This window comes from Agrobacterium tumefaciens (assembly GCF_005221385.1).
GTDB classification, from domain to species: Bacteria; Pseudomonadota; Alphaproteobacteria; order Rhizobiales; family Rhizobiaceae; genus Agrobacterium; species Agrobacterium tomkonis.
Map to the genome: position 1 here is coordinate 1,426,160 of NZ_CP039903.1, position 25,554 is coordinate 1,451,713.

At 60.1% G+C, this 25,554-nt stretch carries 27 protein-coding genes; 16 read left to right on the forward strand and 11 right to left on the reverse strand.

Annotation, left to right across the window (positions count from 1 at the left end):
- Positions 1-11 precede the first annotated feature (11 nt).
- Genes CFBP6623_RS07125 through CFBP6623_RS07135 form a run of 3 tightly spaced genes read left to right on the forward strand, consistent with a single transcriptional unit; the run spans position 12 to position 3,065 of the window.
- Complete coding sequence (locus CFBP6623_RS07125; protein ID WP_046798361.1) at positions 12-275, forward strand: acyl carrier protein; 264 nt, start codon at positions 12-14, stop codon at positions 273-275.
- The gene (locus CFBP6623_RS07130) at positions 272-1,804 is read left to right on the forward strand and encodes an AMP-binding protein (RefSeq protein ID WP_046798360.1); all 1,533 of its coding nucleotides are present in this window, start codon (positions 272-274) and stop codon (positions 1,802-1,804) included. Before CFBP6623_RS07125 ends, CFBP6623_RS07130 begins: the two co-directional genes overlap by 4 nt.
- Positions 1,788-3,065, forward strand: coding sequence for a type III PLP-dependent enzyme (locus CFBP6623_RS07135; protein ID WP_046798359.1), 1,278 nt, complete (start codon positions 1,788-1,790; stop codon positions 3,063-3,065). The genes CFBP6623_RS07130 and CFBP6623_RS07135 overlap by 17 nt, the downstream gene beginning before the upstream one ends.
- A gap of 36 nt (positions 3,066-3,101) precedes the next feature.
- Here the strand turns inward: CFBP6623_RS07135 and CFBP6623_RS07140 are convergent, their stop codons facing one another.
- From CFBP6623_RS07140 to coaD, 8 genes are all read right to left on the reverse strand, one after another.
- Positions 3,102-3,527: a type II toxin-antitoxin system PemK/MazF family toxin gene (locus CFBP6623_RS07140; RefSeq protein WP_046798358.1), complete on the reverse strand. Its 426-nt coding sequence runs from the start codon at positions 3,525-3,527 to the stop codon at positions 3,102-3,104.
- Positions 3,524-3,778 (reverse strand): hypothetical protein, encoded by a 255-nt coding sequence (locus CFBP6623_RS07145; RefSeq protein WP_046798357.1) that lies wholly within the window; start codon positions 3,776-3,778, stop codon positions 3,524-3,526. Before CFBP6623_RS07145 ends, CFBP6623_RS07140 begins: the two co-directional genes overlap by 4 nt.
- Positions 3,779-3,885: 107 nt before the next feature.
- Positions 3,886-5,043, reverse strand: coding sequence for an aminodeoxychorismate synthase component I (locus tag CFBP6623_RS07150; protein ID WP_046798356.1), 1,158 nt, complete (start codon positions 5,041-5,043; stop codon positions 3,886-3,888).
- Positions 5,044-5,079: 36 nt separating this feature from the next.
- Entirely contained in the window at positions 5,080-6,210 is a 1,131-nt protein-coding gene (gene tgt, locus CFBP6623_RS07155; RefSeq protein ID WP_046798355.1) for a tRNA guanosine(34) transglycosylase Tgt, read from the reverse strand.
- Positions 6,210-7,292, reverse strand: coding sequence for a tRNA preQ1(34) S-adenosylmethionine ribosyltransferase-isomerase QueA (queA, locus tag CFBP6623_RS07160; protein ID WP_046798354.1), 1,083 nt, complete (start codon positions 7,290-7,292; stop codon positions 6,210-6,212). Before queA ends, tgt begins: the two co-directional genes overlap by 1 nt.
- A gap of 238 nt (positions 7,293-7,530) precedes the next feature.
- Positions 7,531-8,040, reverse strand: coding sequence for a peptidylprolyl isomerase (locus CFBP6623_RS07165; protein WP_046798353.1), 510 nt, complete (start codon positions 8,038-8,040; stop codon positions 7,531-7,533).
- 36 nt (positions 8,041-8,076) lie between these two features.
- On the reverse strand, positions 8,077-8,646 hold the full coding sequence (locus CFBP6623_RS07170; RefSeq protein ID WP_046798352.1) for a peptidylprolyl isomerase: 570 nt from the start codon (positions 8,644-8,646) through the stop codon (positions 8,077-8,079).
- 29 nt (positions 8,647-8,675) lie between these two features.
- On the reverse strand, positions 8,676-9,170 hold the full coding sequence (coaD, locus tag CFBP6623_RS07175) for a pantetheine-phosphate adenylyltransferase (RefSeq protein WP_046798351.1): 495 nt from the start codon (positions 9,168-9,170) through the stop codon (positions 8,676-8,678).
- A 437-nt stretch (positions 9,171-9,607) separates the two neighbouring features.
- On the opposite strand from coaD, the gene CFBP6623_RS07185 reads away from it, so the two are divergent.
- The 8 genes from CFBP6623_RS07185 to CFBP6623_RS07220 all read left to right on the forward strand — a co-directional run bounded on the left by CFBP6623_RS07185 (position 9,608) and on the right by CFBP6623_RS07220 (position 17,288).
- Entirely contained in the window at positions 9,608-9,787 is a 180-nt protein-coding gene (locus CFBP6623_RS07185; RefSeq protein ID WP_046798466.1) for a hypothetical protein, read from the forward strand.
- Between the two features lie 40 nt (positions 9,788-9,827).
- Complete coding sequence (locus CFBP6623_RS27195) at positions 9,828-9,962, forward strand: hypothetical protein (protein ID WP_256367998.1); 135 nt, start codon at positions 9,828-9,830, stop codon at positions 9,960-9,962.
- 270 nt (positions 9,963-10,232) lie between these two features.
- Complete coding sequence (locus CFBP6623_RS07195) at positions 10,233-12,125, forward strand: peptidyl-prolyl cis-trans isomerase (protein ID WP_046798350.1); 1,893 nt, start codon at positions 10,233-10,235, stop codon at positions 12,123-12,125.
- Positions 12,126-12,141: 16 nt separating this feature from the next.
- A complete protein-coding gene (trpD, locus tag CFBP6623_RS07200; protein WP_046798349.1) occupies positions 12,142-13,185 on the forward strand; it encodes an anthranilate phosphoribosyltransferase in 1,044 nt (347 codons plus the stop codon).
- Positions 13,186-13,195: 10 nt separating this feature from the next.
- Positions 13,196-14,011: an indole-3-glycerol phosphate synthase TrpC gene (gene trpC / locus CFBP6623_RS07205; RefSeq protein WP_046798348.1), complete on the forward strand. Its 816-nt coding sequence runs from the start codon at positions 13,196-13,198 to the stop codon at positions 14,009-14,011.
- A gap of 7 nt (positions 14,012-14,018) precedes the next feature.
- The gene (gene moaC / locus CFBP6623_RS07210; RefSeq protein WP_046798347.1) at positions 14,019-14,510 is read left to right on the forward strand and encodes a cyclic pyranopterin monophosphate synthase MoaC; all 492 of its coding nucleotides are present in this window, start codon (positions 14,019-14,021) and stop codon (positions 14,508-14,510) included.
- Positions 14,511-15,728 carry a gephyrin-like molybdotransferase Glp gene (gene glp, locus CFBP6623_RS07215; RefSeq protein WP_046798346.1) on the forward strand — a complete coding sequence of 406 codons (1,218 nt, stop codon included), beginning with the start codon at positions 14,511-14,513 and terminating at the stop codon, positions 15,726-15,728.
- 489 nt (positions 15,729-16,217) lie between these two features.
- Positions 16,218-17,288 (forward strand): GGDEF domain-containing protein, encoded by a 1,071-nt coding sequence (locus CFBP6623_RS07220; RefSeq protein WP_080842060.1) that lies wholly within the window; start codon positions 16,218-16,220, stop codon positions 17,286-17,288.
- 415 nt (positions 17,289-17,703) lie between these two features.
- Here CFBP6623_RS07220 and CFBP6623_RS07225 read toward each other — a convergent pair whose 3' ends face one another.
- The 3 genes from CFBP6623_RS07225 to CFBP6623_RS07235 all read right to left on the reverse strand — a co-directional run bounded on the left by CFBP6623_RS07225 (position 17,704) and on the right by CFBP6623_RS07235 (position 20,817).
- Complete coding sequence (locus CFBP6623_RS07225; RefSeq protein WP_046798344.1) at positions 17,704-18,312, reverse strand: pyridoxamine 5'-phosphate oxidase family protein; 609 nt, start codon at positions 18,310-18,312, stop codon at positions 17,704-17,706.
- Positions 18,313-18,358: 46 nt separating this feature from the next.
- Positions 18,359-20,170 carry a monovalent cation:proton antiporter-2 (CPA2) family protein gene (locus CFBP6623_RS07230; RefSeq protein WP_046798343.1) on the reverse strand — a complete coding sequence of 604 codons (1,812 nt, stop codon included), beginning with the start codon at positions 20,168-20,170 and terminating at the stop codon, positions 18,359-18,361.
- Between the two features lie 278 nt (positions 20,171-20,448).
- Entirely contained in the window at positions 20,449-20,817 is a 369-nt protein-coding gene (locus tag CFBP6623_RS07235) for a gamma-butyrobetaine hydroxylase-like domain-containing protein (RefSeq protein WP_046798342.1), read from the reverse strand.
- 107 nt (positions 20,818-20,924) lie between these two features.
- Here CFBP6623_RS07235 and moaA point away from each other — a divergent pair, with 107 nt between their 5' ends.
- The 5 genes from moaA to mobB all read left to right on the forward strand — a co-directional run bounded on the left by moaA (position 20,925) and on the right by mobB (position 25,528).
- Entirely contained in the window at positions 20,925-21,974 is a 1,050-nt protein-coding gene (gene moaA / locus CFBP6623_RS07240) for a GTP 3',8-cyclase MoaA (RefSeq protein WP_046798465.1), read from the forward strand.
- Positions 21,975-22,147: 173 nt separating this feature from the next.
- Complete coding sequence (locus CFBP6623_RS07245) at positions 22,148-23,116, forward strand: DMT family transporter (RefSeq protein ID WP_046798341.1); 969 nt, start codon at positions 22,148-22,150, stop codon at positions 23,114-23,116.
- A gap of 1 nt (position 23,117) precedes the next feature.
- Positions 23,118-24,317 carry a multidrug effflux MFS transporter gene (locus tag CFBP6623_RS07250; RefSeq protein ID WP_046798340.1) on the forward strand — a complete coding sequence of 400 codons (1,200 nt, stop codon included), beginning with the start codon at positions 23,118-23,120 and terminating at the stop codon, positions 24,315-24,317.
- Positions 24,314-24,952 (forward strand): molybdenum cofactor guanylyltransferase MobA, encoded by a 639-nt coding sequence (gene mobA, locus CFBP6623_RS07255; RefSeq protein ID WP_046798339.1) that lies wholly within the window; start codon positions 24,314-24,316, stop codon positions 24,950-24,952. Before CFBP6623_RS07250 ends, mobA begins: the two co-directional genes overlap by 4 nt.
- A 60-nt stretch (positions 24,953-25,012) precedes the next feature.
- Positions 25,013-25,528 (forward strand): molybdopterin-guanine dinucleotide biosynthesis protein B, encoded by a 516-nt coding sequence (mobB, locus tag CFBP6623_RS07260; RefSeq protein ID WP_046798338.1) that lies wholly within the window; start codon positions 25,013-25,015, stop codon positions 25,526-25,528.
- Positions 25,529-25,554 lie beyond the last annotated feature (26 nt).

Below are 25,554 nucleotides of genomic sequence, written 5' to 3' on the forward strand. Positions count from 1 at the left end.
GGAGAACAAGCATGCTTGCGGCAAAGAAAAGCGAAACCAACGTTGCTGATACGATCCATTCCTATCTCTCGAGCCGTTTTCCCGCCCACGCACCTTTTACCGACGATACACTGCTTCTTGAAGGCGGCGCGATCGATTCGCTCGGTTTTCTGGAATTGATGATCTTCCTCGGCGAGAGTTTTGGCATCATTCTCGATGATGAACATTTCACGCCTGACAATCTCGGTACACCCGCTGATCTCATCGCCTTCGTCCTCAGGGAACGGAGGAGATGACACCGCATTTCCTGCTGCACCACCTGCTCGCCGCACGGGCGGCAAGCGACGATCAGGCCCTTATCCATAAAGATATCGCGCTGAGCTATCGGGAATTCGCGCAAGCGGCGAGCCTTTGCGCGGCTGCCCTGCAGCAGGCCGGCGCAGAACGCGGCGACAGAGTCGTCATTTTCCTGCCACGCGGCATAGAGGAATGCTGGTCCATCTTCGGCGTCAGCATGGCATCCTGCGTTTTTGTGCCGGTCAATGCGCTGCTGAAATCACAGCAGATCCGCCATATCATCACGGATTGCGGCGCGAAAATCGTCATCAGCAGCAGGGCGATGCAGGAAGAACTCGGCGCAGCGCTGGAAGGCTTGGCCGATGTGAGCGTATTGCTGACGGAAAATATCGAGACCCGCACGAACGCGCCTGCCAAAACCTCGGCGGCAATCGGCGAGGACCTTGCGGCGATCCTCTATACATCCGGCTCCACCGGCTCACCCAAGGGCGTGATGCTGTCGCACCGCAATCTTCTGGCCGGCGCGCGCATTGTGCGGACCTATCTGGAGATTACGGCGAGCGACCGTATTCTTTCCCTCCTGCCCTTCAGCTTCGATTATGGCCTTAACCAGCTGCTGACGGCCGTGGAACAGGGCGCCACCACGATCATCTCCACCTTCCGGCTGGGCGACGATATCGTCCGCGATCTGCGCGACCACGCCGTGACAGGTCTCGCCGGCGTGCCGACCGTCTGGGCAATCCTGACGAGGGCGGCCCCGTCGCTCGCAAAGACGCCCCTGCCGCATCTGCGCTATATCACCAATTCCGGCGGGCGCGTGCCGCAGGAAACCGTAAAGGCGCTGCGCGAAAAGCTGCCGGATACAAAAATCTACCTGATGTATGGTCTGACCGAGGCCTTCCGCTCCACCTTCCTGCCACCGGAAGAAATCGACAGCCGGCCGACCTCCATCGGCAAGGCCATTCCGGAATGTGAAATCTTCATCGTCACCGATAAGGGCCAGCGGGCAAAACCGGGCGAGCCGGGCATTCTCGTCCATCGCGGCCCGACGGTATCGCTCGGCTACTGGAACCGGCCGGAAGACACGGCAAAAGTGCTGCGCCCTCATCCCTTCATTCCAGCGGCCCTGGGCGGCGAAACCGTCTGTTATTCCGGTGATCTGGCCGTGGAAGACGAGAATGGCTTCTTCAGCTTCGTTGCCCGCAACGATGCGATGATCAAATCGTCAGGCTATCGCATCAGCCCGACAGAGGTGGAAGAAAGCCTGATGTCCACCGGGCTGTTCCAGCAGGTTGCCGTCATCGGTCTGCCGGACCCCTTTGCCGGTGAAAGGGTGCATGCCGTGGCAACCGCCGCCAATGAAAATATCGACGTTTCGGCAGCACTCAGGAAAGCCGCCGAAATGCTCGCTCCCTTCATGATCCCACGCGCCATCGAACTGGTCGACCGGCTTCCGGTCACCGCCAATGGCAAGGTGGATTACCGCGCGCTGGTGCGCGAACGGACGGACAATGTCGCCCACGGATAAAACCCAGAGCCACGGCCCGGCCCTTGCGACTGCGCAATTTGCGGTCACTGACAACGATCTTGTCATCGGCGGACTTGCGGTTCACGATATCGTCGCCCAAACCGGAACGCCGTGCTTCCTCTATGATGCAAGCGCCATGCGCCGCGCCTATCAGAACCTTGAAACGGCTCTCTCGGGCTTTGCCGATATCTATTATTCGGTGAAGGCCAATCCCCTGCCCGCCATCATCGCACTTTTCCGGCAGCAAGGCGCCGGCGCTGAAATCGCCTCCGTCGGCGAATATCGCGCTGCGATCAAGGCGGGTGTCGCACCTGAGAACATCATCTTCGCCGGCCCCGGCAAGGGCATGGCCGAATTGCGCGAGGTAATCGAAGGCGGCATCGGCGAAATCCATATTGAAAGCGCCGAGGAAATCGCCCGTATCGAAGAGATCGGCAAACCGGTCAAAGCCTCGATCCGCATCAACCCCGTGCCGGATGCTCAAGCCGGCGCCATGCGCATGGGCGGCAAGGCCACGGCTTTCGGTTTCGACGAGGAAGAGCTGGAAAACGTCCTGCCGCTCTTCAGGGACGCCAGACATATCAATCTCGTCGGCGTGCACATCTACGGCGGCACACAGATCCTCGACGCCGACATGCTTGTCTCCCAATGGCGACACGCCATTTCCCTTGCCGCACGCATGGCGCAAATACTGGGCAGACCGCTCGAAACCATCGATCTCGGCGGCGGCCTGGGCATCCCCTATTTCGCAGGCGAAACGCCGCTCGATCTTGAAAAAGTCAGCGCCGCCATTCCCGACCTCAAGGCGCTTGTGAAAGCGCATCCTCTGATAACCGACGCCCATATCATCGTCGAACCCGGCCGCTTCCTCGCCGGCCCCGGCGGCATCTATGTGGCGGAAGTGAATTCGGTAAAAACCTCGCGCGGCACCACCTTCGTGGTGACGGATGGCGGCATGCACCATCACCTCGCCGCTTCGGGCAATCTCGGCCAGATCGTCAAGCGCAACTACCCCATCGTCGCACCCGCCAAAATGCAGGCAGAATACGACGAGACCGCAACGATCGTCGGCCCGCTCTGCACGCCCCTCGACACACTGGCCCGCAATGCCGCACTGCCCAGGCTGAAGGCCGGTGATCTCCTCGCCATCCTGCAATCAGGCGCCTATGGCGCCAGCGCCAGCCCTTCGGGTTTTCTGAGCCATGCGGCAGCGAAGGAAGTGCTGGTGGAGGATGGAGCGTTTGAGGTGATCGGGCGGTGAGCCAGTTCCGGCTGACTTCCATGACCACTGGCGCACTTAACGCTTGGCCTGAGCAACACGTCCATTCTTCATTGTCTGATGAAGTTTGCTTTTGATCTGCTCGAAGAATTCCTGAGGAATCATACCGTAGTCATACCGGTTCGGGTCTGCGGGAAGCGCCCTCAAGTGAATACCCGGCCATTCGAAACGATTGACCTCGCTCACTCGGACCCAGTTGGCATCGTCATCTAGGCCCAGTTGGCTACAGAGTTCAGCGGGAATTTCGATGGATGTGTCTTCCTCACCAAAGTCGGGAGGAGAATGTGTGATCGGTACGACAATCGTGTCATTGGTCTTGGAGTGATACACGATGATGGCGCAAGGCCTGTCCTTGCGCCCCACCGAAAGGCCTTCGCTTTTTTCCCGATGCCACAGGTAGTTATAGCGAATTATAAGGCCCGGAACGGGAGTCGGATAACTCACTCGGAAGCTTTGCCGTATTCGGCGCCCATAATCGACGCCATGGTCTCGTCATCCATCTCGCTTACGTTGATGACTTCACGCTCGCGTCTTTGCAGGTCCCGATAATGATCGAGTTCAGATGCTGAGAGGAACGCACCAATCGTGCGATTATGCGCCGTAACCTCTATCACGCCCGCAGTTTGCACCTGTTCCCGGAACGTCGTGAATTTACGAGCGAACTCAGTCGCTGGAACTCTTATCGTTTGCGCCATGGTCGCCAGTCTCCATTTTGTGTAAAATACGTATTTTACACCTTTTAGCATGGAAATGATGTTCGCTGCCGATCAAAATATGCATAACTGTCAAGTGCGCATCTCGATCACCCCCGCAACAACCTGTCCCCCACCGCGAATTTCGATTTCAACAGACACTCGTCATATTCCGCCTCGGCAACGGAATCGAAGACGATGCCGCCGCCGACATTAAAGACGGCGCGGCCGTTATCGAACAGGCTGAGGGTGCGGATCGCCACGGAGAACCGCATATCTCCATCAGGAGATATGAAGCCGATCGCTCCGCAATAGGCGTCGCGCGGGCCGGCTTCCAGCTCCCGCAGGATTTTCATTGCCCACATTTTTGGTGCGCCGGTGACGGAGCCGCAGGGAAACAGCGCGGCGAAGATGTCTTCCACCGTCACGTCAGGCAGAAGCTTTGCCCTGACATGGCTGACCATCTGGTGCACGGTCGGATAGGTCTCGATATCGAACAGCCTCGGCACATCGAGGCTACCGACCTCGGTGATGCGTGAAATATCGTTGCGCAGCAGATCGACGATCATGCGGTTTTCGGCCAGCGTCTTTTCATCCGCCAGCATCGCCGCGATAATTGCCCGGTCCTCCTCCGCATCAGCCCCGCGCGGCGTCGTGCCCTTCATCGGATGGGTTTCGATGAACCCCTCACCATCGACCGAGAAAAACAGTTCCGGCGAGCGAGACAGGATGACCGGGCCACCAAGATCGACCAGCGCGCCGTATTTCACCGGCTGGCGCGCGATCAGCGACCAGAAGGCGGTGAGCGGATCGCCGCTCCAGCGGGCAGTGACGGGCATGGTCAGATTGCCCTGATAACAATCGCCACGACGCAGATGGTCGTGCAGGCGCACAAAGCGCTGCTGGTATTCCTGGAGCGTCCATGCCGGCACGGGATCGGAAAGAAACGCATCCGCATCCGGCAGCGCGTCGGGACGCGCAAACCGCCCCGCATCCGGCTGCGGGCCGGAAAAGACGCCGAAGCGCAGAAACGGCACATTGCGGGGTTCGTCGGCAAGAGGCGCAAGCTTCGGCTCGAACAGGAAACCCGCCTCGTAGGACATATAGCCGGCAAGGTATTTCCCGGCCCGTCGCAGCGCTTCCATGCGCTTGAGCGCGGCAAAAAAGGCCTCAGGCTCATCCGCGACGATGATCTCTTCCGGCTCGGCGAAGGCTGTCACCGTGCCGGTCGTGTCATCCCGGAAAAGAACGTAAGGCGCGTGTGCCAAGGAAAGCGTCCGAAACAGGAGAAAGGTCGGGAAGCGTCAGATCGGGTCTATATCGCCCCGCGCCCACATTTCTATGGTTTCCGCATAAAAATCGGCGAAACGGCCTTCCTCGATCGATTTACGGATACCCTGCATCAGCTCCTGATAATAGGCAAGATTATGCCAGGAGAGCAACATGCCGCCCAGCGCCTCGTTGGAGCGGGTGAGATGATGCAGATAGGCGCGGGAATAATCGCGCGAGGCCGGGCAGTTGGACTGCTCGTCGAGCGGCCGCATATCCTCGGCATGGCGGGCATTGCGGATGTTGACCCTGCCGCGACGAGTGAAGGCAAGCCCGTGACGGCCAGAACGAGTCGGCATCACGCAGTCGAACATGTCGATGCCGCGCGCCACCGATTTCAGGATATCGTCAGGCGTGCCGACGCCCATCAGGTAACGCGGCTTTTCGGTGGGCAGCACCGGCAGGGTGATGTCGAGCATGCCCAGCATCACATCCTGCGGTTCGCCGACGGCAAGGCCGCCGACCGCATAGCCCTTGAGATCAAGCTGCTTCAGCCCTTCGGCGGAGCGGATGCGCAAATCCGGCTGGTCGCCGCCCTGCACGATGCCGAACATGGCCTTGCCGGGCTGTTCGCCGAAGGCGACGCGGCAGCGCTCCGCCCAGCGCAGCGACATTTCCATGGCGCGCTCGATTTCCTTGCGCTCGGCCGGCAGCGCAATGCATTCGTCGAGCTGCATCTGGATGTCCGAATCGAGCATGCCCTGAATTTCGATCGAGCGTTCCGGCGACATATGGTGCAGCGAACCGTCCACATGGCTCTTGAAGGTCACGCCCTTCTCGTCCAGCTTGCGCAGGCCGGACAGCGACATGACCTGAAAACCGCCGCTGTCGGTGAGGATCGGATGCGGCCAGCGGATCAGCTCATGCAGACCACCGAGACGGGCAACACGCTCCGGACCCGGCCGCAGCATCAGATGATAGGTATTGCCGAGAATGATATCGGCCCCCAGCTCACGCACCTGATCGAGATACATGGCCTTGACGGTGCCGACGGTGCCAACAGGCATGAAGGCGGGCGTGCGGATGATGCCGCGCGGCATGGCGACTTCCCCGAGGCGCGCGCCGCCGCTCGTGGCTTTCAGGGTGAAGGTGAATTTGTCGTGCATCAGTTTTTCCGGAACAACAGGCTGGAATCGCCATAGGAATAGAAGCGGTATCCGGTTTCGATCGCGCGCTTGTAAGCGTCACGCATCGTTTCGAGACCGCAGAAAGCCGAAACCAGCATGAACAGCGTCGATTTCGGCAGGTGGAAATTGGTCATCAGAATATCGACTGCCCGGAAACGATAACCGGGCGTGATGAAGATGCCAGTGGCGTCGGACCATGGGTGGATCACGCCATTCTCGTCAGCCGCGCTTTCGATCAGCCGCAGCGAGGTGGTGCCGACGCAGACGATGCGCCCGCCCCGCGCTTTCACCGCATTCAGCCGGTCGGCGGTTTCCTGCGATACCTGGCCGATCTCGAAATGCATCTTGTGATCGTCCGTATCGTCGGACTTTACCGGAAGGAAAGTGCCTGCCCCAACGTGAAGCGTCACGAAATGCCGCTCGATTCCCGCCTTGTCGAGCGCCGCAAACAGGTCAGGCGTGAAATGCAGCCCGGCGGTGGGGGCAGCGACAGCGCCCTTTTCGCGGGCATAAATGGTCTGGTAGTCGGACTGGTCCTGCGCATCTTCCGGCCGTTTGGCGGCGATGTAAGGCGGCAAAGGAATATGGCCGACGGAAGCGATCGCCTCATCCAGCACCGGGCCGGAAACGTCGAACAGCAGCGTTATCTCGCCATCCTCGCCCTTTGCTTCGACGGTGGCCTCCAGATGGGCAAGGCCGCAGGCATTGTCGCGCTCGTAACCGAAACGGATACGGTCGCCTTCCTTGATACGCTTGCCGGGACGGGCAAAAGCCTTCCAGCGCGACTGGTCGGCACGCATGTGCAGCGTGGCCGAAACCGCCGTCTCAGGCGCACCTTCGCGCAGCCTGACACCTTCCAGCTGGGCGGGGATAACGCGGGTGTCGTTGAAGACAAGTGCATCGCCGGGCCGCAGGAAAGACGGCAGATCGAAAACGCGATGGTCCTCCATGCGGTTTTCATTCGGATCGACCACCAGCAGGCGCGCGCTGTCGCGCGGGTTCGCCGGGCGAAGGGCGATATTCTCCTCGGGCAGATCGAAATCGAACAGGTCTACACGCATTGCAAGGGCTCTCGAAAATATCAAAACCCGCCTCGCAGCAAACTGCCGGCGGGTCGTTGTTGGTGAAGAGGCTTCCTCCCCTCGACGTCATCCTCGGGCTTGACCCGAGGATCCACGACATCGCCGGGTAATGGATCCTCGGGTCAAGCCCGAGGATGACGTCGAGTGCGAGGAACACCCCATCAGCAAAACATTCGCCCGCCCTGCAATTTAGCAAGGCGGGAGAAATCTTCTATCCTCAAGCCGCAGAAGCGAGCTTGATGGAAACGATCGAATCGGGATCCTTCACCGGCTCGCCGCGCTTGACCTTGTCGATGGCTTCCATGCCTTCGATGACCTGGCCCCACACGGTGTACTGCTTGTTCAGCCAGGGCGAATCGGTGAAGCAGATGAAGAACTGCGAGTTGGCGGAGTTCGGGCTCTGCGAACGGGCCATGGAGCAGGTGCCGCGAACGTGCGGAATGGCGGAAAACTCAGCCTTGAGGTCTTCCTTTTCAGAGCCGCCCATGCCGGCGCGTGCCGGGTTGAAGCTTTCCGAACCCTTCTTGCCGAACTTCACGTCGCCCGTCTGGGCCATGAAGTCTTCGATGACGCGGTGGAACACGACGCCGTCATAAGCACCTTCCGATACCAGTTCCTTGATGCGGGCAACGTGGCCAGGCGCAACTTCCGGAAGCAGCTGGATCACGACCTTGCCGGTCGTCGTTTCCATGATGATGGTGTTTTCCGGATCCTTGATCTCGGCCATGATTATTCTCCTCTGTTCGGGCTCTATTGCCCCACCTTACTTTTTGCCGACGGTGACCTTGATCATCCGGTCGGGGTTGGAAACTTCGCCGTTGCCGCCGGCGCCACGCTTGATCTTGTCTACAGCTTCCATGCCGGACACGACCTTGCCGACCACGGTATACTGACCGTTCAGGAACGGACCGTCGGCGAACATGATGAAGAACTGCGAATTGGCGGAATTCGGATCCTGCGAACGGGCCATGCCGACCACGCCCCGTGTGAACGGCGTCTTGGAGAACTCAGCCGGAATATCCGGCAGGTCGGAGCCGCCGGTGCCAGCGCGCTGGGCGCTGAAACCCTTTTCCATATTGCCGTACTGCACGTCGCCGGTCTGCGCCATGAAACCGTCGATGACGCGGTGGAAGGCGACGTTGTCATAAGCGCCCTTCTTGGCCAGCGCCTCGATCTGCGCCACGTGCTTGGGCGCGACTTCCGGCATCAGCTCGATGACAACGGGACCGTCCTTCAGCTGTACGGTGAGAAGTTCGGCGGCGGAAGCAATGGTGCTGGCGGCAAGTGCGCCTACAAACATGGCGCCGGCAAAGGCAAATCGAACGAGTTTCATCGGATTGGCTCCAGAATGTGGGGCTGAAGTCAGCGCTTCAGCTTGGCGTTGAGGGCTTCAAGCACGGCTTTCGGCACGAAGGCGTCGACATTGCCGCCCATGGCGGCGATCTGCCGGACCAATGTGGCTGTAATGGGTCGCGACGAGGTGCCGGCGGGCAGGAACACGGTCTGGATATCAGGCGCCATCTGGCGGTTCATGCCGGCCATCTGCATTTCATAATCGAGATCGGTGCCATCGCGCAGGCCGCGCAGCAAAAGGCGCGCTCCGTGCTGACGGGCGGCATCCACCACCAGATTGTCGAAGGAGACGACTTCCATGCGCGCCGCTTCGCCCGGCAGATGTTCGGCGAGCGCCTGCTTTATCAGCGCCGCCCGCTCCTCAAAGCTGAACAGCGGCGCTTTTCCGGGATGAATGCCGACGGCAACGATGACTTTCGACGCCACGTTCAGCGCCTGGATAAGCACATCCAGATGTCCGTTGGTCATCGGATCGAATGATCCTGGATAAAAGGCAATCGTCATATCGCTCTCAGATGGTGGGCGCGCTTCGATGCTGGGTATCATGTGCCCGCCTTTTGTCATGGAGAGGCACGCGGCGCAAGACATTATAACCGCACGGCACAACCGCGGCCGTGCCGTGAACCCGCGATGAATGGGCCGTTCAGTGCGGTTTCAGAGCTATTTTGTTTAAATGCACAACATCGGGAAACCGAAACGCCCCTCACTCGTTAAGCATCCGGAGAATTGAAAATGCTGGCCTTCATGATCGTCCTTTCGGTCATCGCATCATTCGCTGCCGAGTATCTTTTTCTCGAATGACGCCCTTAGCCAGTTTCCTGAACGCCAGATGAACGAGCCATTCAAGGAAGTTTCACAGGCGCGATGCTAATCGATTTTTACGATTGACGCGGAACATGTTGAGGCATGGCGCGTTAAGAAAGAACCAAAGGAACGGACAGATGTTTGTAAGAGAAAAACAGTCTACTTCGGCGAAAATCAGCGTCATCAGCACCGCCTGGACAGTACTGGTTATCGCAATGGTAGCAACGACGTTTAGCCTTTATGAGCAGAAGCCTGAAGCCCAGGGACCGGACTACCCGCAGCTGACCGCCCGCTACCAGTATATGAATTATTACTGATAACGGGGACAATTTCCTCGAAACTCCCGGAGACGATATCATGTTCACATTTCTGACGATGCTTCTGGCCCTGATCAGCGTAATGTTCGTGACATCGATGATCTCCGTCATCGCCGAGATGCGGCGTGAAGACGAGGAATTCAAGGCGACGATCCGGCGCGACCGCGCTTTCTAAACGCGGCGAACGGCCTTAACCACCGGTTCAAAAACGATTCTTCGCAACCGCCTGGGCGCTCCGGGCGGTTTTATTTTGCGCCTCATGACGGCAATCCGGCGAAGATGAAGGCGGAAAAACTCCGCTCCAATCACATAAGCGTTTTCAGAACCCCGTTTTTCCAAGGGAAATTCCCTTCAATTTCCGTTTGGATTGATTTAAGGAACGCCGATACGTTGCGGGCCGGAAGGCTGGCGACCGCGATGACGTTCCTGTGAGGTTTGCATAACGATGCTCGATTCCCTGAGAAATGCTTCTCGAACCATGGCAGCCAAGCTGCTGCTTCTCCTGCTTGTTGTTTCGTTTGGCGTCTGGGGCGTCTCCGCATCGCTTGTCACCGCCAATTCCCACGCCGTCATGACGGTGGGTGACCAGACGGTCAGCCCGCAGGAGTTCCGCCTCGCCTATCAGCGCCAGATTTCCGATCTCAGCCGCCAGTTCGGCACAAGGCTGACGACCGAACAGGCCAAGGCCTTCGGCATCGACCGGCAGGTCTTCAGCCAGCTTGCGGCAGGGGCATCGCTCGACGAGCTTGCATCCAAGATGAATCTCGGCCTTTCGGAAGATCGCCTTGCCAAGCTCATTGCCGAAGACCCGGCCTTCAAGTCGGTCAACGGCCAGTTCGACCGCAATCTGTTCAGCGAACGCCTGCGCAATTCCGGCTTCCGCGAGGACGACTATATCAAGGAACGCAGCAAGGTTGCCGTCAGAAGCCAGATTGTCGAAGCCGTGTCAGATGGTTTTGCCGCACCGCAGGTGCTGGTGGATGCGCTGAAGCAGTATCGCAACGAACAGCGCGCAGTCGACTACGTCATTCTTTCCAACGCCGTCATCCCGCCGGTCAAGGCACCGGGCGACGATGTGCTCACGCCGTGGTTTGAAACCAACAAGACGAAATATCGCGCACCGGAATTCCGCAAGTTCACCTATGTGAAGCTGGAACCGTCGGACATTGCCGATCAGGCTTCGGTGACCGACGCGCAGATCGCCGACTATTATAACAGCCACAAGGACAGCTTCCGCACCGCCGGCCGCCGCACGGTTGAACAGCTGACCTTTACGGACAAGGAAATGGCTGCCGCTGCCGCCGAACAGATCCGTCTCGGCAACACCACCTATGATCAGGTGGTGAAGGATCAGGGCAAGACCGCTTCCGACGTGACGCTCGGCGAATTCACCAAGGACACGATCCCCGACCAGTCGATTGCCGACGCAGCCTTCGGCATCCAGAAGGATGGCGGCGTGTCTGCCGTCGTCGAAGGCTCCTTCGGCCCGGTCATCCTGCGCGTCACCGGCATCAAGCCGGAGACCACCCGCACGCTGGAAGAAGCCAAGGAAGATATCCGCAAGGACCTCGCCACTGCCGCAGCGGCGGAAGAAGTCACCAATGTGCACGACCGTTACGAGGATCTGCGCGCCGGTGGTTCGTCGCTTGCCGATGCCGCAAAGCAGCTGAACCTCAAGCCCGTCACCATTGCCGCCATCGATGCCGCCGGCCTCGATGAAAAGGGCGACGCGGTCGAGGGCCTGCCTTCGCCGCAACTGGCACAGGAAGTCTTCAAGACAGAACCCGGCACCGAAGCCCTGCCGATCAATCTCGGCCGCGAAGGCTACATCTGGTTCGATGCCGAGCAGATCATCCCCGCCCGCGACCGCACGCTTGCCGAAGTGCGCGACGACGTCGTGGCCGACTGGACGTCCGAGCAGCAGCGCACAGCACTTGCCGCCAAGGCCGACGAGCTGAAGGCCCGCGTTGAAAAGGGCGAGACGCTTGAGGCTGTTGCCGGCGAGCTCAGCCTTGCCGTCGAACAGAAATCCGGCCTGCGCCGCACCAGTGAGGATGCGATTTTCGGCCGCCAGACGATTGCCGCCGTTTTCTCCGGCGCTGAAGGCGTGGTTGGCACGGCGGCAGATGCCGAGGGTTCCAGCCGCATCCTCTTCAAGGTCACCTCGGTTGACACCAACGCCCCGGCCGACGCGCTTGCCAATGACGACCAGCAATTTACCGCCATTGCCCGTGCAGCCGGCGACGATATGCTGGACCAGATGGTCAACCGTCTGCAGAACGACTATGGTGTGACCATCAATCAGGCCCTCGCCGATCAGGCGATGGTCGGCTTCTGACCGGGGGGCGGAAACCATGGCCGAACTGAAGCCGCTGATCGCCAAGGTCGCGAACGGAGAAAGCCTGAACCGCGAGGATGCGCGGACGGCCTTTGACATTCTGATGTCGGGCGAAGCCACCCCGTCGCAGATCGGTGGTTTCCTGATGGCGCTGCGCGTGCGCGGCGAAACGGTCGACGAAATCGTCGGCGCCGTTTCCTCCATGCGCGCCCGCATGCTGCCGGTCTCGGCTCCCGCCAATGCCATCGATATCGTCGGAACCGGCGGTGATGGCATCGGCACCTATAATATCTCGACGCTGGCTTCGATCATCGTTGCCGGCACGGGCCTGCCGGTCGCCAAGCATGGCAACCGGGCGCTGAGCTCCAAATCGGGCACGGCGGATGCGTTGTCCGCGCTCGGCGTGAAGCTCGATATCGGTCCTGATCTCATCGCCCGCTGCATCGCAGAGGCGGGGCTTGGCTTCATGTTCGCGCAGATGCACCATTCCGCCATGCGCCATGTCGGCCCGAGCCGTGTCGAACTCGGCACAAGGACGATCTTCAACCTGCTCGGCCCGCTCTCCAACCCGGCGGGTGCAAAGCGCCAGTTGCTCGGCGTCTTTTCTCCGCGCTGGCTGGTGCCGCTTGCCGAAGTGCTGCGCGATCTCGGTTCGGAAAGCATCTGGGTGGTACATGGCGATGGCATGGATGAAGTCACCACCACGGGCGTCACCCATGTGGCGGCACTGGAAGATGGCAAGATCCGCACCTTCGATCTGACCCCGAAGGATTTCGGTGTCGACGTCGCGGCAATGGCTGATCTGAAAGGCGGCGATGGCATTGCCAATGCGGCGGCATTGCGCGACGTCCTGTCGGGCAAACGCAATGCCTATCGTGACGTGTCGCTCTGCAACGCGGCGGCTGCCCTTGTCATCGCCGGCAAGGCCGAAACATTGGGTCAGGCGATGGCGATCGTCAGCGAGGCGCTGGACAGCGGTGCGGCGGCGGCGGCGCTTGACCGTCTGGTCCTCGTTTCCAACGAAGCAGATGCCACGCAGGCCGACCACAAGCAGGAATGAGAGCGAGACCATGAGCGACATTCTGAAAAAGATCGAAATCTACAAGCGCGAAGAAATCGCCGCTGCCAAGGCCACGGTCTCATTGGCCGATCTGAAAGCCATGGCCGCTGACCAGAGCGCGCCGCGTGGTTTCTACAAGGCGCTCCGGGCAAAGCAGGCCGAAGGCAAGTTCGGCCTGATCGCCGAGATCAAGAAGGCCAGCCCGTCGAAAGGCCTGATCCGCCCGGATTTCGATCCGCCGGCGCTGGCTGCTGACTATGAGGCGGGCGGTGCCGCCTGTCTTTCGGTGCTGACGGATAGGCCAAGCTTTCAGGGCGCCCCGGAATTCCTGACCGACGCCCGCAATGCCTGCACTTTGCCGGCTTTGCGCAAGGATTTCATGTTCGATACCTATCAGGTGCATGAGGCCCGCGCCTGGGGCGCAGACTGCATTCTGCTCATCATGGCGTCGCTCTCCGACGATGAAGCCAAACGCCTTGAAGACGAGGCTTTCATGCTCGGCATGGATGTGCTGGTCGAGGTGCATGACGCGGAGGAAACCGAACGGGCCCTGAAGCTCGCCTCGCCGCTGCTTGGCATCAACAATCGCAACCTGCGCACCTTCGAGGTCAGCCTCGAAACCAGCGAGAAGCTGGCGGGCCTCGTGCCGGCCGAAAAGCTGCTGGTGGGCGAGAGCGGCATCTTCACCTTCGAAGATTGCCAGCGTCTCGAAAAAAGCGGCATCAGCACCTTCCTCGTGGGCGAAAGCCTAATGCGCAAGGACGATGTGGCGGCGGCCACCAAAGCGCTGCTGACGGGCCAATCCGGCATTCTGGCAGCCGAGTAATATCCCGATGAGCGATGGCCAGAAGCTCACCCATATCGATGCCAGCGGCGAGGCGCATATGGTCGATGTCGGCGACAAGGTGGAAACCATCCGTGTCGCCGTCGCCGAAGGCTTCGTGAAGATGAAACCGGAAACGCTGGCGCTCATCCGCGACGGCAACGCCAAGAAGGGCGATGTCATCGGCACCGCCCGGCTGGCCGGCATCATGGCCGCCAAACAGACGGCCAATCTCATCCCGCTCTGCCATCCGCTGATGCTGACCAAGGTCGCGGTGGACATTACCGAAGATACCGCCCTGCCCGGCCTGCGCGTCCAGGCCATGGTGAAACTGTCGGGCAAGACCGGTGTGGAAATGGAGGCGCTGACCGCCGTTTCCATCGCCTGCCTGACGATCTATGACATGGCGAAGGCCGCCGACAAGGCGATGGAAATCGTCAATATCCGCCTGCTCGAAAAGAGCGGTGGCAAATCCGGTGATTTTCGCCGGCAGGAGAGCTGAATGAAACCGCTGCTGCCCGTAGATGATGCCACAAGGCGCCTTCTGGAAGCGGCGGTTCCGGTAACCGGTAGCGAAACCCTGCCGCTTGCCGAATGTGACGGCCGCGTCCTCTCGGCCGATCTGGCGGCGCACCTCACCCAGCCGCCTTTTGACGCCTCGGCCATGGATGGCTACGCGCTGCGCAGCGCCGATGCCCCTGAGATCGGTTCAGTCCTGACCGTCATCGGCCAGGCGGCTGCCGGCCATGCTTTTACCGGCAATCTGGGTGAAGGCGAAGCAGTGCGCATCTTCACCGGCGCGCCCGTGCCTGAGGGAGCCGATACCATCCTCATTCAGGAAGATGCGGAAGTGCTGGAAGGCGGCAAGATCCGCACCACCTTCGAAGTCACCGCCGGGAGACACATTCGCCCCCGCGGGCAGGATTTTGCGCAGGGCGAAACGGTTCTGCAAGCCGGGCGCGAACTCGGCTTCACCGACCTGACACTTGCAGCGGCCATGAACCACGCCACACTTGCCGTCTACCGCAAGCCGCGCATCGCCATCCTCGCCACCGGCGACGAATTGCTGCCGCCGGGAAGCACGCCGAACCCGGCTCAGATCATCGCCTCCAACACTTTCGGCGTCGCAGCCCTCGCCCGTCAGGCGGGCGCCGATATTCTCGACCTCGGCATCATTGCCGATGACGATACGTTGATCCGCGCCGCCATCGGCAAGGCCGTCGCAGCCAAGGTGGATGTGCTGGTGACGCTGGGCGGCGCCTCCGTCGGCGACCACGATCTCGTGCAGGCGGCACTGAAGGCGGAAGGCATGCAGCTGGATTTCTGGCGCATCGCCATGCGCCCCGGAAAGCCGCTGATGGTCGGCGCGATCGGCACGATGCAGGTTCTCGGCCTGCCCGGAAACCCAGTCGCCAGCCTCGTCTGCAGCCTCTTGTTTCTCGAACCGCTGATCCGCAGGATCGCCCGCCGCGCGCCTCTGGAACGCAAAGTTACTGTAAGGACCGCAGCGCCGCTAAAGGCCAATGACCATCGGCAGGATTATCTTCGCGCCCGTCTCCGCACCGACGACAGCGGTGAACGCGTAGCGGAAGCCTATGCCAAACAGGATTCATCGATGATGAACATCCTTGCCCATTCCGACGTCCTGATCATACGTCCGCCACATGCGCCGGAAGCACCGGCAGGCACGGAATGCCCGGTTATAAAGCTCAGGACCTGACGCCGCCCGAGAGCCGCCGGATCAAAACGGTACACTGTTTCAAAAGCTCGACAGATATCATCCCAATACCGGCGCAAACCGCGCCGTCCGGCGTTGAGACCATCAAATAAAAACTGTAAGATTCTTGCGTTTAGACATGAGCGGCGAAATTTTCCGCCTATAGGCCATGTCTTGCCGAATTGAAAAATGCCCCGACCCGACGTTTCCCTTCCTAGCATCCTGTATTGCTGTGCCAAAATAAATCACTCGAAAAGCGTTATCGGGATTGACAGAATAAATACGATGCTGTCACCAAGGCGAATAGTAGAGGGAAAAAACTCCGGAAATTTCTAAAAATGAAAATTACTTATAATTATCAATTAAATAAGATAAAAATCAGCGAAAATGGAATTTCCGGGAACAAAAATTAGTTTTCCATAAATTAAGCTTTCCAAAACAGCCCGCATAATAATAATCATTGTCTATAAGCAGACTCACTGGAGTTTCTTGATGAACACGGCATCCACGCCCAAAACAACGGGACCCGACATTGCCGGGCAGATTGCCTACGCCATGCGGAGCATGGGTGTTTCGCCGATCCCGCGTAATTACAGCCTTTTCTACGAAGCCTATATCGGCTCGAACCCGGCGCTGACGAAGGATCTGGCGGCACTTGGAAGCCGGGCCACGCAGGAGGATCTGGACGAACTGTCCACGCGCCACGGCGAAAGCAATCCGGTCAGGGCAATCGACGACGCGCATGAAAAGCTCAGGCGTGAACTGGAAGCGTTGCTGGGCACATTGCGGCGGGAACAATCCTCCATCGAGAACTACAACAGGATACTTGGCGAAACGCGCCAGCGCATCGATGACAAGAACGCCTCCAGCACCAATATTCTGAAGAATGCGATCCTGTTGCTGGCCGAAGCCACGGGCACAAAGATCACCGACGGTGAAAAGGCGTTCAACGACGTCAATCGCCATGCCGAAGAAATGCACCAGGTCCGCCTGGAGCTGGATGAATATAAGCGCATCGCCAATACCGACTCGCTGACGCGCCTTTCCAACCGCCGCGCCTTCGATGACCGGCTGGCTTCCGTCTACGACGGCTCCATCGGCCTGCAATATACGTCGCTGGTGCTGCTCGATATCGACCATTTCAAGCGGATAAACGATACGTTCGGCCATCCGGTCGGCGACAAGATACTGGCAACCGTCGCCTCGGTCATCCGCGCCAATGTCCGCAAGGACGGTTTCGTCGCAAGAAGCGGCGGTGAGGAATTCGCGATCATTCTCGACGGCAATACGCCGGAGGAAGTGATGGTGATGTGCGAGCGCATCCGCCTGTCGCTGGAAAGCACCCCCTTCCGCAATTCAAGATCCGGCGCCGATTATGGCACGGTGACGATCTCCATCGGTTTCGCCTCCGCTTCGCAGGCCAACAATCCGGGAGAGCTTTATGGCCATGCCGACACGGCGCTTTACCACGCCAAGGAAACCGGCAGAAACCGCTCCGTCTTTTACGAGGACGGCATGCAGAAGAACTATACCGGCAAGAACTGGCTGATTTACCGGACGTGAATGATGAAAAGCCGGAGACATCTTCTCCGTCATGCCGGACCTGGTGGCATGTAAGTTAATGGTGAACGTTGCGTATTTTTCTCGACGTCACCCTTGGGCTTGTCCCAAGGATCTAAACACGTCAACAAAATCAGGACGTTGCAGATCCTCGGGACGGGCCCGAGGATGACGTCAGAGCGCTTGGCGAGGTTTGCCATTCATCGGATGACGCACATACTTCATTCATGTCAGAAAGCTGGGATGCGTCTGAACAGCATTGAAAATCAATGCTATAGACGGCACTCGAAAATTTAAACCGGACAGCAGTGGCTCAAGGCCGGCGTGGTGACGAGCTACGGATGCTCCTTTTTCGCCAATGGCGTGAGCCTTGCAAAGCCTTGCTTAGCAGCCCCGATGGTCGCTTCGGCATGGCGCCTCACCACATCGTAGCCGCCGCCCGCGCCGCCCATTCGCGGTCATAGGTTTCCTGATCGAACTCCGCTTTCGCGGCTTTCAGCAGCACACCCGGGGTGGGTAGCGACGCCGGTTCGACGAAGTGTTCCGGGTTCCACAGTTCCGAACGCATCAATGCCCGGGCGCACTGGAAATAGACCTCACCAATCGTCACCACGATAACGGTGCGCGGATGTTTGCCGTCCATCTCAAAGCTCTGCAGCAGCTCCGGATCAACCGAAACTACGGCGCGGCCGTTGATCCGCATCGTCGTATTCGAGCCGGGAATGAGGAACATCAGCGCCACCCGTGGGTCACGCACGATGTTGAGAAGGGAGTCGACACGGTTGTTGCCGCGCCAGTCCGGCAGCAGCACGGTCTTGTCATCCGCTACCCGCACCACACCGCCCTTGTCACCACGCGGTGAACAGTCCATGCCTTCCGGCCCCACCGTCGCCAGCGCCAGAAAGGGTGACGCCTCGATCATCAGCCGGTATTCCGCCGTGAGCGTGGCCGTCACCTTCGCAACCGAGGCTTCGCTCGTGCCGTCATAGATGGCCTTCAGTTCCTCAACAGTACGAATGATCGTCATATTCGCCTCAATCCCTCGAAATTTGCTTCATCTGCCGGAAGGGCATTTACTCTTCCGACGCTTCCGCCTTTTCCCGTTCCGCCCGCTCGCGTGCCGTGCGCGCGGCGACGAGATCGGCCGGCTGGGCATTGCCGCGGATCAGCGAACGGCCGGCATAAATGCCGCCGACAACTTCCATGGCGAAACGTTCCTCGTCGCGGTCACGGAATTCCTCCACCAGACGGGCAGCGTCTTCGCGCTCCTCGCCCATGGCGCCCAGCACTTCCTCGCTGAAATTCAGCGCCGATTCCAGCGTCTCGCGGATCTGGTAATCCACGCCGGCCTTCAGAAGATCGATGGCGTGGCCACGATCATAGGCGCGGGCGAGAACCGGAACCAGCGGGAATTCGTGCTTGACGATCTCCGCGATCCGCACCGCCGCATCCTTGTCGTCGACACAGATGAGAACGGCGCGCGCCGTGCTGGCGCCCGCCGCATGCAGGATTTCCGCCCGCGATCCGTCGCCATAATAGACCTTGAAACCGAACTCAGCCGCATCGCGTACGAATTCGGCATCCTTGTCGATGAGAGACAGCGTGTATCCCCGCGCCAGAAGCGGCTGGCTGACGATCTGGCCGAAACGCCCGAAGCCGATCAGCAGAATGCTGCCCTCGACATTCTCAGGCACATCGAGATCATCGGTATTGGGAACCGCAGCCGGCACCAGCCGGTCATGCAGAATGACCATCAGCGGCGTCAGCACCATGGAAATGATGATGGTCGCCGTCAGGATGGCGTTGGCCTCCCGGTCGAGAATGCCGGCGCTGACGGCGGCGGAATAAAGCACGAAGGCGAATTCGCCGCCCTGCGCCATCAGCACCGCCCGCTCCAGGCTCTCGCGGCGCGTGGTGCCGAGCGCCCGCGCCACGCCATAGATGAGAAAACCCTTGAGCAGCATGTAGCCCGCGACACTGACGACCACCAGCTGCCAGTTGGACGCGATGACGGCAAGATCGATCGCCATGCCGACACCGAGGAAAAACAGGCCAAGCAGAATGCCGCGAAACGGCTCGATATCCGCTTCCAGCTGATGCCGGAAGGAGGATTCCGACAAAAGCACGCCGGCAAGGAAGGCGCCCATGGCCATGGAAAGCCCGCTGACCTGCATCAGCAGCGCCGAACCCAGCACCACCAGCAGGGCGGCGGCCGTCATCACCTCACGCGCACCGGAGGCGGCGAGCAGCCGGAAGAACGGGTTGAGCAGATAACGCCCGGCAAGAATGAGCGCGCCAACGGCGGCAAGCGCGATGCCCACGGAAATCCAGCGTTCAGAGGGCGTCACATGTTCGCCGCCCGAGCCGAGAAAGGCGACAAGCGCCAGAAGCGGCACGATGGCCAGATCCTCAAACAGCAGGATGGCGATGATGCGCTGGCCTTTCAGGCTCGACATGCTGTTGCGCTCCTGCAGCATCTGCATGACGATCGCCGTTGAGGTCAGCACGAAACCTGTGCCGGCGACAAAGGACATGATGACGGGAAAGCCGAGACCAACTCCGATCAATGTCAGGCCCGCCATACAGACCAGCACCTGCAGCGCCCCGAGCCCAAAAATATCCTGCCGCATCGACCACAGCCGCGACGGCTGCATTTCAAGGCCAATGATGAACAGGAACATCACCACGCCGAGTTCCGCTATATGCAGAATGGCCTGCGAATCGGAGAAAAAACCGAGCCCATAAGGCCCGATCACCAGGCCGGCGGCCAGATAACCCAGCACCGAGCCAAGGCCGATGCGCTTGAAAATCGGCGCGGCGACAACGCCTGCCGCCAACAACACGACCACCTGGGCCAGATCATTTCCGTTCGCTTCGACAGCCACACGCCACCCCGCTGAAGTTGATAAAACGAGAGTGCCCCCTCGCCAGATTGCCGGCAAAGCGTAAGAACCTTCCTCCGTCATGCCGGACTAGATCCGGCATCCAGCCACGGCGCGTCTGCGCCGTGAAAAACGAGTCTTTTGCGATCAAAGACTTGATCGCGCTGGACCCCGGATCAAGTCCGGGGTGACGAAGTGCGGATGCCACCATTTTGCCAAACGCACGGGTTTCTCAAGTCTTTGTCATTATCATCGCGAGGTCATCCACCTCCATGTTTTCTCTACCGGGATAGCGGCTCCCTGCTCAAGCCTTTTTCAGCAAGCTGCCGTTGATAATCGTCAAACAGTGCGTCGCCGGTTTCGCCCAGTTCCCTCAGATATTTCCAGGTGTAGATACCGCTGTCATGGCCGTCGTCGAAAACGATGCGAACCGCATAATTGCCGGTGGCGACCATTGAGCGGATGGCGACATTGCGTTTGCCGGGCACCGTGACCTTTTGTCCGGGCCCGTGGCCCTGCACTTCCGCCGAGGGCGAAAGCACCCGCAACATCTCGGCGGGGAGCCGGTAAACGCTTCCATCGTCAAAGGAAACGGTCAATTCCCGCCGGTCTTTCGACACAAGCAGCTCGGTCGGCCAGACATCACTCATTTTTCACTTCCGTAAGCTCATAATATGCGTCAAAATTACGGACTTGCCTCACGATAGGCAAGCCACTACATCATTTGAAAGGCGCATCGCGCAAAGAGGATGGAGACGTGAACAGTTTCCCCGGATCGCTTGAAAAAGCGCAATTCCTGACGGAAAACAACGCACCGATGATTGATCCCTTCGGCCGCGCCATCACCTATCTGCGCGTTTCAGTCACCGACCGCTGCGATTTCCGCTGCACCTATTGCATGTCCGAACACATGACCTTCCTGCCGAAGAAAGACCTTCTGACGCTGGAAGAGCTCGACCGTCTCTGTTCCGTCTTCATAACGCGCGGCGTGCGCAAGCTCAGGCTCACCGGTGGCGAGCCGCTGGTGCGCAAGAACATCATGTCGCTGGTGAGGAACCTCGGCCGCCACGTGCGCACCGGCGCGCTCACGGAGCTGACGCTGACCACCAATGGCTCGCAGCTTGCCAAATATGCCGATGAGCTGGCCGATTGCGGCGTGAAGCGCATCAACGTCTCGCTCGATACGCTCGACCGCGATAAATTCCGCCAGATCACTCGCTGGGGCGATATCGACCGGGTGATGGAAGGGCTGGATGCCGCACAGGCCGCAGGCATCAAGGTCAAGCTCAACGCCGTGGCGCTGAAGGACTTCAACGACACCGAAATTGCCGATATCATGCGTTTTGCCCATGGTCGCGGCATGGACCTGACTGTCATCGAAACCATGCCGATGGGCGAGATCGAGGAAGACCGGACCGACCGCTACCTGCCGCTGTCGCAGCTGCGCGCCGATCTGGAAAAGAACTTCACGCTCATCGACAGCGACTACCAGACCGGCGGCCCCGCCCGTTATGTGACGGTGAAGGAAACCGGCGGCCGGCTCGGTTTCATCACGCCGATGACCCATAATTTCTGCGAAAGCTGCAACCGTGTCCGCCTCACCTGCACCGGCACGCTCTATATGTGTCTGGGCCAGGACGATGCCGCCGACCTGCGCACGGCGCTGCGCGCTTCCGACAGCGACGCCTATCTTTCCAGCGCCATAGATGAAGCCCTTCTGCGCAAGCCGAAGGGACACGATTTCATTATCGACCGCACCCATAAACGCCCCGCGGTCGCCCGCCATATGAGCGTGACGGGCGGCTGACCGGCGGCTGAACCTCTTTCTCGTCGACCCACCCATATAAACGGTTGAATTGCCGACGCCTCCGTGCCACGTCTCTTTACATGGAGGAATGCGTCGTCGCGCCCGCGAGGCCGCCCGAAACCGTCTGAAAGGGCGATCAGGGTAAAACTGCGCATGGTCTGGGATCGTATGGAATGGCATTGACGGATAATACGCGCGGCGCGCTTTTCATGGCGCTCGCCATGGCAAGCTTCACGGCCAACGACGCCCTGACGAAATCCGTCACACCCTATATCAACACCGGCCAGATCATGTTCGTGCGCGGCATCATGACCGTGGTGCTGATCTACATCGCCGCACGGCATTTCGGCGCGCTGCGGCCGCTGAAAACCCTGATGCGCCCCATCATCATCCTGCGCTGTCTCTGTGAAGTGACTGCAGCCGTGCTTTATCTGACTGCACTCGGCCTCATCGAATTTTCCAATGCCTCGGCCATATTGCAGTCCCTGCCGCTGGTGGTGACGCTGGGTGCGGCGCTGTTCCTGCGCGAGCCGGTCGGCTGGCGGCGGTGGGTGGCGATCATCGTCGGTTTCATCGGCGTGCTCGTCATCATCAGACCCGGCCCGGAAGGTTTCACGCCCGGTGCATTGCTGGTCGTCGCATCGCTGGCCGTCACCGCCGCACGTGATCTCCTGACCCGGAAAATGTATGCCGATGTGCCCTCGCTCGCCATTACCGTCATCACCGCCACGGTCAACATGGCGGTGGGCGGTCTGCTGATCGTGCCTTTCGGCGGCTGGCAGCCGATGAACGTCACGATCGTGTCGCATCTCGCCGCTTCCGCCATTCTGGTCCTGGTCGGTTATCAGGCGATCATTCTTGCGATGAGATCAGGCGAAATCTCCTTCGTCGCGCCGTTCCGTTATACCGGCCTGCTCTGGGGTTTCATGATCGGTGTGTTCTTCTTCAACGAAAAGATCGACAGTTTCACCATCATCGGCGCCATGATCGTCATCGGTTCAGGCCTCTATACGTTCTACCGCGAAAGCCTGCGCAAGCGTTCGCAGATGGCCAAGCGCGCAGCCGCGACACCAACGGCTGCGACCACGGTGCGGCCGGCTTCCGTAACGAAAACTGCCGTTACGGAAGAGGCGGGAGAATGAGATGAAAAGCGGCCGTTTTCTCGACCGGACCACCCCACCCCATATCATCACGCTGGTCGTCATCGCCGGCGTCGCGGCGCTGTGCATGAATGTGTTCCTGCCCTCGCTTGCGGCCATGGCGCTCTATTTCGAGACCGACTATGCCGTGATGCAATTTGCCGTTTCAGGCTACCTCGCCGCCACCGCCTGCCTGCAACTGCTTATCGGCCCGCTCTCCGATCTCTTCGGCCGCCGGCCCGTCATGCTTGCCAGCATCGCGATCATGATCGTCGCCACGCTGGTCTGCATGCTGGCGCCGAATATCACCGTCTTCATGATCGGGCGGGTGGCACAGGCGGCCGTCGTTTCCGGCTTCGTGCTGGCCCGTGCCATCGTGCGTGACATGGTGCCGATGGAACAGGCCGCCTCGATGATCGGCTATGTCACTATGGGCATGTCGGTGGTGCCGATGGTCGGTCCCACGGTCGGCGGGTTGCTCAACGACATTTCCGGCTGGCAGTCCAGCTTCGCGCTGCTTGCCCTGCTCGGCGTCGGCATTCTGGCGCTGGCCTGGTTCGATCTCGGCGAAACCAACCACAATAAATCAGCGAGTTTTTCACAGCAGTTCCACGCCTGGCCGGAACTTCTGCGCTCGCCGCTGTTCTGGGGTTATGCGCTGACCTCGACCTTCTCATCGGGCATGTTCTTTTCCTTCCTCGGCGGCGCACCCTTCGTCGGCAGCGTGCTTTACGGGCTTGCGCCGGCCATGCTCGGCCTGCAATTCTTCTTCATGGCCAGTGGTTACATGCTCGGCAATTTTGTCTCCGGCCGTTATGCCAGCCAGATCGGCATCACCCGCATGATGCTGTCGGGCAACGTCATCGCCCTTGCCGGCATCGCCACGACCATCACACTGATTTCCGCCGGGGCGGAAAGCGCCTATGCGTTCTTCGTGCCGCTTGCCCTGATCGGCGTCGGCAACGGCGTGACACTGCCCAGCGCCAATGCCGGCATGGTCAGCGTCCAGCCGCATCTGGCCGGCTCCGCCTCGGGTCTCGGCGGCGCGATGACCATCGGTGGCGGTGCCGCCCTTTCCGTGCTTGCCTCATCGGTCCTCTCAAAAGAAGATGGAACCTGGCCGCTCCTCATGGTGATGCTGGCGACCGGCCTTGTCGCCCTTCTCACCACCTATGTCGTAAGGCTGCAGGAACAGCGGCAATGAGCGCCCTTCCCCATCGGATACCCGGTCTCGTGCTCGCCGGCGGCCTGTCGCGGCGCATGGGCACCAACAAGGCAATGGTGATGCTGGGCGATGCACCGCTGCTTTCCCACGTCGTGCGCCGCATTTCGCCGCAGGTCTCGGATGTCACCATCAATGCCGCGACCCATGACAAGGGCGGCTGGGCGGGCACTTTCGGCCTGCCGCTGCTGCCCGATACGCTGAACGGCCATGCCGGTCCGCTTGCAGGTGTTCTGGCCGGCATGCGGCACTTCCGCAATCGCGAGGCTGCCGGCAGCCATTTCCTGACGGCGCCTGCCGACAGCCCGTTCTTTCCTGACGATCTCGTCGCCCGGCTTTGCGAACACGTATCGGACAATACGATCATCATTGCCGCCTCCAGCGGCCAGCTTCACCCCGTCTTCGCGCTGTGGCCGGTGGCGCTTGCCGACGATCTGGAGGAGTGGCTGAGGAACGATGCGAACCGCCGCATCCGCGCTTATCTTGCCCGGCACGTCACCATCGGCGTGGCTTTTCCGCCGCTTGAAACGGCAAAGGGCAGCCTCGATCCATTCTTCAACATCAACACGCCGGATGAGCTGGCGCTGGCGCGTAGCTATCTGGAGCATTTCCAGTAAAGGTGCACAGCGGTTTTGCATCAGGACAATGCGTTGAAACAAAGAGATGGAGCTGGAACCATGACGACACAAAAGGTCTTTGGCATTGCCGGCTGGAAAAATTCGGGCAAGACCGGCCTTGCGGTGCGCATCGTCACCGAGCTGACAGCACGCGGCTACCGCGTCTCCACCATCAAGCACGCCCATCATGATTTCGATATCGACAAGGTGGGTGCGGATAGCTGGCGTCACCGCCAAGCCGGCGCCCATGAGGTCACCATCGTCTCCGGCACCCGCTTCGCCATCATGCATGAATTGCGCGGCGAACGGGAACCGTCCTTCGAGCACATCCTCTCCCGCCTCGCCCCTTGCGATCTCGTGCTGATAGAAGGCTACAAATATGAGCCGGTGCCGAAGATCGAGGCGCGCCGGCTGGAGGCGATGAAAACCGAACCGCTTGCGCCGCTCGATCCACATATCATCGCGATTGCCGCCGATCATGAAGTGGCGGACACGAACCTGCCCGTTTTCGATCTCGATGATACCGCAACGATTGCCGACTTCATCGAGAAGACGGTCGGGTTGGTGAGAGGGTAAACTGGCATTGGAAACGGGGCCGTTTC

Excerpts from the sequence above, each read along its gene's own strand:
- CFBP6623_RS07145 (WP_046798357.1), bottom strand. The coding sequence starts at position 3,778 with ATGGCGCAAACGATAAGAGTTCCAGCGACTGAGTTCGCTCGTAAATTC.
- CFBP6623_RS07130 (WP_046798360.1), top strand. The coding sequence starts at position 272 with ATGACACCGCATTTCCTGCTGCACCACCTGCTCGCCGCACGGGCGGCA.
- CFBP6623_RS07250 (WP_046798340.1), top strand. The coding sequence starts at position 23,118 with ATGAAAAGCGGCCGTTTTCTCGACCGGACCACCCCACCCCATATCATC.
- moaC (WP_046798347.1), top strand. The coding sequence starts at position 14,019 with ATGAGCGATGGCCAGAAGCTCACCCATATCGATGCCAGCGGCGAGGCG.
- CFBP6623_RS27195 (WP_256367998.1), top strand. The coding sequence starts at position 9,828 with ATGTTCACATTTCTGACGATGCTTCTGGCCCTGATCAGCGTAATGTTC.
- CFBP6623_RS07170 (WP_046798352.1), bottom strand. The coding sequence starts at position 8,646 with ATGAAACTCGTTCGATTTGCCTTTGCCGGCGCCATGTTTGTAGGCGCA.
- glp (WP_046798346.1), top strand. The coding sequence starts at position 14,511 with ATGAAACCGCTGCTGCCCGTAGATGATGCCACAAGGCGCCTTCTGGAA.
- coaD (WP_046798351.1), bottom strand. The coding sequence starts at position 9,170 with ATGACGATTGCCTTTTATCCAGGATCATTCGATCCGATGACCAACGGA.
- trpD (WP_046798349.1), top strand. The coding sequence starts at position 12,142 with ATGGCCGAACTGAAGCCGCTGATCGCCAAGGTCGCGAACGGAGAAAGC.
- queA (WP_046798354.1), bottom strand. The coding sequence starts at position 7,292 with ATGCGTGTAGACCTGTTCGATTTCGATCTGCCCGAGGAGAATATCGCC.
- CFBP6623_RS07235 (WP_046798342.1), bottom strand. The coding sequence starts at position 20,817 with ATGAGTGATGTCTGGCCGACCGAGCTGCTTGTGTCGAAAGACCGGCGG.
- CFBP6623_RS07125 (WP_046798361.1), top strand. The coding sequence starts at position 12 with ATGCTTGCGGCAAAGAAAAGCGAAACCAACGTTGCTGATACGATCCAT.
- CFBP6623_RS07195 (WP_046798350.1), top strand. The coding sequence starts at position 10,233 with ATGCTCGATTCCCTGAGAAATGCTTCTCGAACCATGGCAGCCAAGCTG.
- CFBP6623_RS07220 (WP_080842060.1), top strand. The coding sequence starts at position 16,218 with ATGAACACGGCATCCACGCCCAAAACAACGGGACCCGACATTGCCGGG.
- CFBP6623_RS07135 (WP_046798359.1), top strand. The coding sequence starts at position 1,788 with ATGTCGCCCACGGATAAAACCCAGAGCCACGGCCCGGCCCTTGCGACT.
- tgt (WP_046798355.1), bottom strand. The coding sequence starts at position 6,210 with ATGCACGACAAATTCACCTTCACCCTGAAAGCCACGAGCGGCGGCGCG.
- mobB (WP_046798338.1), top strand. The coding sequence starts at position 25,013 with ATGACGACACAAAAGGTCTTTGGCATTGCCGGCTGGAAAAATTCGGGC.
- CFBP6623_RS07165 (WP_046798353.1), bottom strand. The coding sequence starts at position 8,040 with ATGGCCGAGATCAAGGATCCGGAAAACACCATCATCATGGAAACGACG.
- mobA (WP_046798339.1), top strand. The coding sequence starts at position 24,314 with ATGAGCGCCCTTCCCCATCGGATACCCGGTCTCGTGCTCGCCGGCGGC.
- trpC (WP_046798348.1), top strand. The coding sequence starts at position 13,196 with ATGAGCGACATTCTGAAAAAGATCGAAATCTACAAGCGCGAAGAAATC.
- CFBP6623_RS07245 (WP_046798341.1), top strand. The coding sequence starts at position 22,148 with ATGGCATTGACGGATAATACGCGCGGCGCGCTTTTCATGGCGCTCGCC.
- CFBP6623_RS07225 (WP_046798344.1), bottom strand. The coding sequence starts at position 18,312 with ATGACGATCATTCGTACTGTTGAGGAACTGAAGGCCATCTATGACGGC.
- CFBP6623_RS07185 (WP_046798466.1), top strand. The coding sequence starts at position 9,608 with ATGTTTGTAAGAGAAAAACAGTCTACTTCGGCGAAAATCAGCGTCATC.